Origin of the sequence: Pantoea anthophila, from assembly GCF_006494375.1 — a bacterium.
Classification (GTDB): domain Bacteria; phylum Pseudomonadota; class Gammaproteobacteria; order Enterobacterales; family Enterobacteriaceae; genus Pantoea; species Pantoea anthophila.
The window spans coordinates 1-1,824 of sequence record NZ_VHIZ01000045.1 but is presented as its reverse complement, the minus strand read 5'-3'; the positions used below and the strand labels follow the sequence as shown (position 1 = coordinate 1,824).

The 1,824-nt window shown below is 54.8% G+C and carries 2 tRNA genes and 1 rRNA gene; all 3 read right to left on the bottom strand.

Features of this window, described 5'->3' with window-relative positions:
• Window positions 1–3 precede the first annotated feature (3 nt).
• Window positions 4–79 (bottom strand) — tRNA-Ala (locus tag FJW00_RS11320).
• Window positions 80–221: 142 nt separating this feature from the next.
• Window positions 222–298, bottom strand: a tRNA-Ile gene (locus FJW00_RS11315).
• 73 nt (window positions 299–371) lie between these two features.
• Window positions 372–1,824: ribosomal RNA gene (locus FJW00_RS11310) — 16S ribosomal RNA — on the bottom strand; the annotation flags it as partial.

Here is a 1,824-nt window from a genome sequence, read left to right as displayed (position 1 = left end):
GTATGGTGGAGCTAAGCGGGATCGAACCGCTGACCTCCTGCGTGCAAGGCAGGCGCTCTCCCAGCTGAGCTATAGCCCCATACAGTTACTGCAGAGACCACTACTACCACTCAACCGAGTACACTTCGTGAGAAATGCAATTCGTGCTCAGGCAAGGCATGTCTTCGCGAAGCATAGTGAACTATGCGAGCCGGAGACATAACGCAGCGTGAGTGCGAATTTGGTAGGCCTGAGTGGACTTGAACCACCGACCTCACCCTTATCAGGGGTGCGCTCTAACCACCTGAGCTACAAGCCTGTAGAGGTTTTTTCTGCTCGTGACTTTTTATCAGACAATCTGTGTGAGCACTGCGCGGGAAGGTATCTTCAGGTAAGGAGGTGATCCAACCGCAGGTTCCCCTACGGTTACCTTGTTACGACTTCACCCCAGTCATGAATCACAAAGTGGTAAGCGCCCTCCCGAAGGTTAAGCTACCTACTTCTTTTGCAACCCACTCCCATGGTGTGACGGGCGGTGTGTACAAGGCCCGGGAACGTATTCACCGTGGCATTCTGATCCACGATTACTAGCGATTCCGACTTCACGGAGTCGAGTTGCAGACTCCGATCCGGACTACGACGCACTTTGTGAGGTCCGCTTGCTCTCGCGAGGTCGCTTCTCTTTGTATGCGCCATTGTAGCACGTGTGTAGCCCTACTCGTAAGGGCCATGATGACTTGACGTCATCCCCACCTTCCTCCGGTTTATCACCGGCAGTCTCCTTTGAGTTCCCGACCGAATCGCTGGCAACAAAGGATAAGGGTTGCGCTCGTTGCGGGACTTAACCCAACATTTCACAACACGAGCTGACGACAGCCATGCAGCACCTGTCTCAGAGTTCCCGAAGGCACCAAAGCATCTCTGCTAAGTTCTCTGGATGTCAAGAGTAGGTAAGGTTCTTCGCGTTGCATCGAATTAAACCACATGCTCCACCGCTTGTGCGGGCCCCCGTCAATTCATTTGAGTTTTAACCTTGCGGCCGTACTCCCCAGGCGGTCGACTTAACGCGTTAGCTCCGGAAGCCACTCCTCAAGGGAACAACCTCCAAGTCGACATCGTTTACGGCGTGGACTACCAGGGTATCTAATCCTGTTTGCTCCCCACGCTTTCGCACCTGAGCGTCAGTCTTCGTCCAGGGGGCCGCCTTCGCCACCGGTATTCCTCCAGATCTCTACGCATTTCACCGCTACACCTGGAATTCTACCCCCCTCTACGAGACTCAAGCCTGCCAGTTTCAAATGCAGTTCCCAGGTTAAGCCCGGGGATTTCACATCTGACTTAACAGACCGCCTGCGTGCGCTTTACGCCCAGTAATTCCGATTAACGCTTGCACCCTCCGTATTACCGCGGCTGCTGGCACGGAGTTAGCCGGTGCTTCTTCTGCGGGTAACGTCAATCGGCAAGGTTATTAACCTCACCGCCTTCCTCCCCGCTGAAAGTACTTTACAACCCGAAGGCCTTCTTCATACACGCGGCATGGCTGCATCAGGCTTGCGCCCATTGTGCAATATTCCCCACTGCTGCCTCCCGTAGGAGTCTGGACCGTGTCTCAGTTCCAGTGTGGCTGGTCATCCTCTCAGACCAGCTAGGGATCGTCGCCTAGGTGGGCCATTACCCCGCCTACTAGCTAATCCCATCTGGGTTCATCCGATAGTGAGAGGCCCGAAGGTCCCCCTCTTTGGTCTTGCGACGTTATGCGGTATTAGCCACCGTTTCCAGTGGTTATCCCCCTCTATCGGGCAGATCCCCAGACATTACTCACCCGTCCGCCACTCGTCACCCAAG